Here is a 6,998-nt window from a genome sequence, read left to right on the forward strand (position 1 = left end):
TATTATATTACATAAATGTAGCTTTTAATCAAATAAAGAAAGCTGCTCTAATTCTGAAGTCATAAGATTTGATGCTGTTATACCAATTAATCTAATTTTATTATGTATCTCTATCTCCTCTAAAAGCTCCAGAGATATATCAAATATCTGAGGCAAATCGTTAATATACTCATTTAAAGTCTTACTTCTTGTTTGAACTGCAAAATTCTCATCCTTTATTTTTAAAGTAATCGTACGTCCATGTATACCTCTATTCTTTAAATCATATGATAATTCCTCTGAAAATCTTTCTAAATATTTCATAAGTACTTTCTTATCACTTGTAGCTTCTTCAAAGGTCCGTTCTACACCTAAGGACTTTCTCTCACGGGTAGTATTTACCTTCCTATAATCTATGCCACGGATTCTACTATATATTTCCATACCAGCCTTCCCAAAAAGCTCTATAAGGAAATATTCCGAAAGCCCTAGTAAGTCTTCAATAGTATATACCCCTATACCATTTAGTTTTTTAGCAGATTTCGGACCTATACCATGTACCTTTCTAACTGGTAGTGGCAATAATATATTAGGAACCATATCCTCAGTTATTACTTTTATGCCATCTGGCTTATTCCAGTCTGATGCAAGCTTAGCTAAAAATTTATTATATGAAACCCCTACTGACATGGTTAAGCCTGTATCTATCATTACCTTCTCTTTAATTTTCATGACTAGTTCCAAAGGTTCCATACTTATATTAGAAATATCTAAATAGGCTTCATCTATTGATACTTGCTCTATTAAATCTGTAAATTCATATAAAATACTGAAAACTTCCTTAGACACTTCTTGATATCTCTTCATCCTAGGAAATACATAACAACCTTTTGGACATTTTTTCTTTGCCATAAATATAGGCATAGCAGAATGAATTCCATATTTTCTAGCTTCATAATTAGCAGTAGTTACAATTCCATGATTACTCAAACCACCTACTATCACAGGCAATCCCTTAATTTTAGGATTATCCTGCTCCTCCACCGATGCATAAAAGGCATCCATATCTACATGAATAATATTCAATTCCATTTTTTGCTTTAAATTTTGTATCTCCATAATTTTATCACTTCTTTGGCTCAATTATAATATTTGAAATTTGAACAGGATTAAATGCCCTTATTGGTGCAGCACTATTTCCTAAACCACTATCAATATATAAAATTGTATCATTTATTCTAAAAATCCCTTTATCATATTCTGGGAAAAATCCTTGCCCTGGAGCTACTACTGCTCCTATTAATGGTGCCCTGATTTGTCCGCCATGCGTATGTCCTGATAATATTAAGTCTTCTTTTCCACTTAAAATATTTTCCACATTATTAGGAGAATGTCTAAGTAAAATATTATAGTAACCTAAATTTAGATCTTTAATCGCTTCTTGATAATATATAACTTCATTATATTCTCTAGGTTTTGAGTGAAATTTGAGACCAGTAATATTTATTTTTTCGTTATTTACCGTTATTGTAGTAGAATTATCTTCCAAGATAATTATTTCTAATCTTTTCATCTCATCTTTTAAATCTTTATATAATTCCTGCCTAGCTTCATGATTACCTTGCACAAAATAAATCTTCTTATCTAATTTCGATAATGTTTCAAATAGTTTAATTACAGCATCTAATTCTATATCATTAGAATCTATAATATCACCTGTTAACACTATAATATCTGGATTAAATTTTTTTATCTTATCCTCCATTTTTTCTAGATCGATTAAGCCATTAGAATGAAAATCAGATATTTGAGTTATTTTTAAATTATTTCTTACCTTTTTGGAATCTATTCTTATGTCTCTCACTCTAAATTTACTTATCTGATTGTAATTATAAATATATACAAATACTATTAAAGTTACAATAATAGATATAATTTTCAACAATTTCACTTTTATCCTCCCATTGCTAGAATGATGTATCTATAATATATTGATTATATCATAAATATATATCCCTGCAATGTTTAAGAAGTTTGCTGAGTCAATGAAATAAAAGACTTGAAATATTCATTAATACATGAAAATCTAATATTTTGTCCATTTCTTATAATATCTTTAGCATTTGTTCCTTTTCCAGCATAATATATAATGACTATAAATATATGAAAGGAAAGGTGATTATTATGAATGATAATTATCAAATAGAACAAGTATGTCCTCCTGGAAGTTTCCAATATACGATAATGGCTGGAGATACTTTATTCTCACTCGCTCAAAGATTTAATGTAACTGTGCAGGCAATCATTAATGCTAATCCTGGAATTGATCCAAATAGATTACAAATAGGTCAAATAATATGTATACCAAGAGCAACACCTCCATGCCCTAATGGATTCCTCTATACAGTAGTTGCAGGGGATACTTTGATAGGAATTGCTCAAAGATTTAATGTTAGTTTGCAGGCAATCATAAACGCAAATCCAGGAATCGACCCAAACTTTATACAAATAGGTCAAGTAATATGTATACCAAGAGTTACACCACCTACACCTCCATGTCCTAATGGGTTCCTCTATACAGTAGTTGCTGGAGATACTTTATTTATACTTGCCCAAAGGTTTAATGTAACTGTGCAAGCAATTATCAATGCAAATCCAGGAATCGATCCAAACTTTTTGCAAATAGGTCAGGTAATATGTATACCAAGACCAATGCCACCTACACCTCCATGTCCTAATGGATTCCTATATACAATAAGACCAGGAGATACTTTGTTTTCAATTGCCCAAAGGTTTAATGTAACTGTTCAGGCAATTATAAACGCGAATCCAGGAATTGATCCAAATAGATTGCAAATTGGTCAAGTAATATGTATACCAAGAAGATGTTTTACTGTTTGTATATAAATACTTCTAACTAATATAATTGAAAAAACAAAAGCCCAATAATTTAGGCTTTTGTTTTTTCATTGTTGAATTTTTTAAGATGGACGAATTACTCCACAAGCTATTCTTTTCCCCGAATTACCAGCTGGCTGTGTTCTATAATCATCGGGGTTCTGATGGATTATAACCGATCTACCTATAATATCCTCAGGTTTAAACTTATCTGTAAAAAAGCTCATTCTGGCATAGCCGTTATTTGAAAATAAAACGGGAAAATCTCCAATATGGTTTCCATGTGGTTGATTTGTTGGATTGTAGTGTTCTCCTGCTGATTCAAATGGATTATCTGGATTCGTAACTTCACATATTCCCTTTTCATGTATATGGAATCCATGTGGTCCTATAGGTTGGTTATTACCTTCAGCAGGTTTATATAATGGCAATCCCCAGACTTCTACACTCACCTCTGTACCACCTTCTACATCATCAAAAAATATTATGCCGCGTAAATTTGGATATAAATTTCCACCCTTTATTCTTGCATATGCCTTTGTTCTATTTTCATGACACATTACTTATTCCTCCCTTCAAATATATAATATGAATGGAGTTTATAATAGGTGTAATATAGATATTTTCACATAAGAAATGGATAGTATTTTTTATATGAATCACAGTATTTCGATATAGTGGCATAAAAAAATAAATTAATCATATTTATCTTAGTTAATATTCCACCTATAACCTTCGAATTAAGATACCTTTCATATAAGCTGAATTATTATGAGTATGATAAATCTTTTCTTTTTCTTCTTCTGTACATCCAATTAGTATCTTAATTTCTGAATCCTTTTTCATTAAATCTATGGTACAGATTATGGCATCTATTTTTTGTTCCTTATGGGTTCCCCTCCAGACATCAATTTCATTTCCATCCATTGATACAGTATCCCTTAAATAACCATAATCTACTTCATAAAGAAAATCTGGATATTTTGGATGTACTGTTCCTTTTGGTCTATCAATAATAACCTCAGATTGCTGCATAAGACAATCTAATGCATTCCAAAATTCTATGTTATATTCCATAATACTTCCTCCATTTATATAAATAGTCATTGATCTTAATATATAAGTGTTGATATAAAATAAGTTTTTATATATTAAAATCAATATACTATATTTACTATTGAAAAATTTGCTTTATTATTTTAATTCATATTTCATTATCAAACCTATACTAATGTTATAAATCTACCAAATTGTGCAAGCTATGCAATTTTAAAAAGCTCTCCAAGATTTTATTCAAACAATAACTTAATAACTGACCTTTGTTCAGCATCTATAATCTTTCCACCGGGTGTCACATGAAACAAAATTTCATCCCTTTGCCATAATCCACCAATTGGTTGCAACATATGATATGCACATCTTTTTAGCATTTCAAATTGTATATTTAAATCATCTGTGCTATACATTTGATTAATAATATTAAATAATTCTGGAGCATTATTTTCAATATAGTTCAAATGTACTTTGGGCTTTCCTCTTTCCAAATTTTTTATTCTTGCATAACATTGCAAGAACCAATCAAAAGAGGAAAATATGAAATACTTAGAATATAATTCATTTTCATATAATCTATGTTCTAATTTGTCTATGATATGCTGAAATGTGAACCTAAAGGTGTTTATCTCATAGTCTGATAAATATTCTGGAGCTTTCCAAATCTTTTTTATTTTATCTAAAATATCTTTGATTATATTGTTTCTATCAAAAAGTATTTTACAATTTAGATGGACCAATAGAAACTCATTTAAAGGAGCATCTGATAAAAAATCATCCACAGATAAAAGCATACAATCCATGGGTATTCCCCCTATATGAAAATGTATCCCTGTAAAATTATGAGATATAGGTTTGTTAAATATAACAGTTAAATCGTAATCTCCACCAATACTCATATCACTATGTGTTCTACCACCGTACTCAACAATCCCTACAATGTCATCTTTCTTTTTCAGATGTTCAATAAAACTATCAATATCCTTAAATGAGTTAATATCCTTTAACATATGCTTACCTCCTAGATTAATTACATCAAATCTCCATCTCATTAAGTACTCTAAATATTGTTAGTTAATCTTTGTATTAATTTTTCTAATCTTCTTATCTTAGTCTCTTCTTTCTTCGATTCTTCAATTTTATTGATCTCTTCTCTTTTAATGTAGTATGGCAACTCATTAAACCTTGAATTTGCAATTGGATTACTTCTAATCTTCTCTAAGATATAGTTAGGTATATCCAAAACTCTCTCCTGAACATCAGGCTTTAAAACTACATGAATGCTATCCCCTATTTCTTTTTTACATATTGATTTTATTGTCTTATTATAAACCATATAATGTCCATTTTTACTAGGTAACAATGTACCCGAAAAGGGATGCCCATCAATTATAGCTTGTACATTAAATCTACTTTTAGTTCCATACTCTTCTTCTATAGAGAATGGAATATAAAATACTGTCCACTCTATTTTACCTTCAAGTTTTTGTAAAATTGCATTAAATTCTTTACTCATATTAATTCTCATAACCTTTCTCTTATTTGATCAAATCTAAATCATATCTAGTTTCAATAAAATTTAGATTGCTGAATTAATTCAACATTTTAATGGCTTTATATCACTCGTTGTGCTTTTAGATCATGATATTTTAGAAGAAATTCTTCCACAATTTCTTTAATTGTGGAACTCAAATTTGACGGTATATTATCCAATGGAAAAAAGCGTGCATCTCTTCCTTCACTTGGATCGACAACAATTTCTCCGGAATAATCGTTACATAAATATGTAATAGTGACATTATAAACTTCATTCCCATCTGGGTATTTGTAATATAGATTCTCACCCGAATAAACATTAAAAAGCTTTAGTTCTCCACATACTAGCCCTACCTCTTCTAAAACTTCACGACTTGCTGTTTGTTCAAGACTTTCACCTAATTCCATTGCCCCGCCTGGCAATCCCCACCAATCCCTGTCAATACGATGATGCAACAAAATTTGGTCTTGATCATTTAACAAAATAACATTTGCTCCACACATAATTATTGGTCTTGTTCCTATTAATTTTCTTAAATCTCCAATATAATCTGCCATAACCATACCTCCAAATCTCTTCTTTATTCAATCGGTGCAGGACATACAGCCGATATAGAGAGTTCTAATAACGTTATAATATCTCTAAATCGAACCCTAAAGTATTACTCACTTGTAGAGCTTTACCACTAATGAAAGTGATGCGCTTTGACTTCTTCGATGGCTTCAAAAACAGAATTGAGTGCTTTGTTATACCTAGCTTTAGACATTGCACTATGAGCTAAGCCTTATAAGAATCCTCTTAACTTGATTTTACTAAAAAATTTCATACTACTAAGAAAAATTTTAATATAAACATGCAATGAACGATGGTGGCTTATGATAGATAATTAAATTCTGCACATTAATTTTTCTAAAGCGATCAAATTATGTTCCCATTTTAGAATTTCTTTTGCCTGATCATATGAACACCATTTATATTCTTCATGTTCATTAGATAGTTTTATATTAGTTACGTTATTAATTTCAACAGCGAAACAATAATCTTGCATCTCCATTAATTCACCCTCTTTTACTTCCCTATATGTAAATGTATAATCTAAATCTAAAATAGACTTGATATTACTTATACCTGTTTCCTCAAATACCTCTCGGATAACCGTTTCTATTAAACTTTCCTTATTTTCAACCCCGCCACACACTGGCTGCCAATAACCACTTCTTTCTGGGATTCGCTTTAAAATTAAAATCTTAAAAGATGGATTCTTACTAAATATAAATGTTTGTATATTAGTTCTTTTAATCATAGCTATTTCAACTCCTTTTTTGAATTTTCCATCAGGCTTCCACCTTCTTCCATAATACTATTCTACATTTTCTTTCAAACTCCTTCTTTTTAAACTAAATATTCCAAAAAATCGAGTAGGGAAAAATAAATTTTCCCTCTCACACCACCGTACTTACGGTTCCGTATACGGCGGTTCAATTAAATCTAACATTACGCCTGTGTTCATAGTAATCTAATGGACTGACTA

9 protein-coding genes are annotated in these 6,998 nt (G+C 30.2%); 1 reads left to right on the plus strand and 8 read right to left on the minus strand.

The window, feature by feature from the left end:
• Nucleotides 1-24: 24 nt before the first annotated feature.
• Together KQI38_RS01280 and KQI38_RS01285 are read right to left on the minus strand one after the other, a co-directional pair.
• Nucleotides 25-1,098, minus strand: coding sequence for a DNA polymerase IV (locus KQI38_RS01280; RefSeq protein ID WP_420857126.1), 1,074 nt, complete (start codon nucleotides 1,096-1,098; stop codon nucleotides 25-27).
• A gap of 7 nt (nucleotides 1,099-1,105) precedes the next feature.
• Nucleotides 1,106-1,930: a metallophosphoesterase gene (locus KQI38_RS01285; RefSeq protein ID WP_216554521.1), complete on the minus strand. Its 825-nt coding sequence runs from the start codon at nucleotides 1,928-1,930 to the stop codon at nucleotides 1,106-1,108.
• A 233-nt stretch (nucleotides 1,931-2,163) separates the two neighbouring features.
• Between KQI38_RS01285 and KQI38_RS01290 the strand changes: the two genes are divergently transcribed.
• Entirely contained in the window at nucleotides 2,164-2,886 is a 723-nt protein-coding gene (locus KQI38_RS01290) for a muramidase family protein (RefSeq protein WP_216554523.1), read from the plus strand.
• A gap of 74 nt (nucleotides 2,887-2,960) precedes the next feature.
• Here KQI38_RS01290 and KQI38_RS01295 read toward each other — a convergent pair whose 3' ends face one another.
• The 6 genes from KQI38_RS01295 to KQI38_RS01320 all read right to left on the minus strand — a co-directional run bounded on the left by KQI38_RS01295 (nucleotide 2,961) and on the right by KQI38_RS01320 (nucleotide 6,770).
• Nucleotides 2,961-3,437 carry a superoxide dismutase family protein gene (locus KQI38_RS01295; protein ID WP_216554525.1) on the minus strand — a complete coding sequence of 159 codons (477 nt, stop codon included), beginning with the start codon at nucleotides 3,435-3,437 and terminating at the stop codon, nucleotides 2,961-2,963.
• Nucleotides 3,438-3,603: 166 nt separating this feature from the next.
• Entirely contained in the window at nucleotides 3,604-3,954 is a 351-nt protein-coding gene (locus KQI38_RS01300; RefSeq protein WP_216554527.1) for a hypothetical protein, read from the minus strand.
• A 212-nt stretch (nucleotides 3,955-4,166) separates the two neighbouring features.
• On the minus strand, nucleotides 4,167-4,940 hold the full coding sequence (locus KQI38_RS01305; protein WP_216554529.1) for a hypothetical protein: 774 nt from the start codon (nucleotides 4,938-4,940) through the stop codon (nucleotides 4,167-4,169).
• Nucleotides 4,941-4,990: 50 nt separating this feature from the next.
• Entirely contained in the window at nucleotides 4,991-5,458 is a 468-nt protein-coding gene (locus KQI38_RS01310; protein ID WP_216554531.1) for a YdeI/OmpD-associated family protein, read from the minus strand.
• Between the two features lie 86 nt (nucleotides 5,459-5,544).
• Nucleotides 5,545-6,024, minus strand: coding sequence for an NUDIX hydrolase (locus KQI38_RS01315; protein WP_216554533.1), 480 nt, complete (start codon nucleotides 6,022-6,024; stop codon nucleotides 5,545-5,547).
• Nucleotides 6,025-6,353: 329 nt separating this feature from the next.
• Nucleotides 6,354-6,770 (minus strand): NUDIX hydrolase, encoded by a 417-nt coding sequence (locus KQI38_RS01320; protein WP_216554535.1) that lies wholly within the window; start codon nucleotides 6,768-6,770, stop codon nucleotides 6,354-6,356.
• Nucleotides 6,771-6,998 lie beyond the last annotated feature (228 nt).

This window comes from Tissierella carlieri (genome assembly GCF_018917285.1).
GTDB classification, from domain to species: domain Bacteria; phylum Bacillota; class Clostridia; order Tissierellales; family Tissierellaceae; genus Tissierella; species Tissierella carlieri.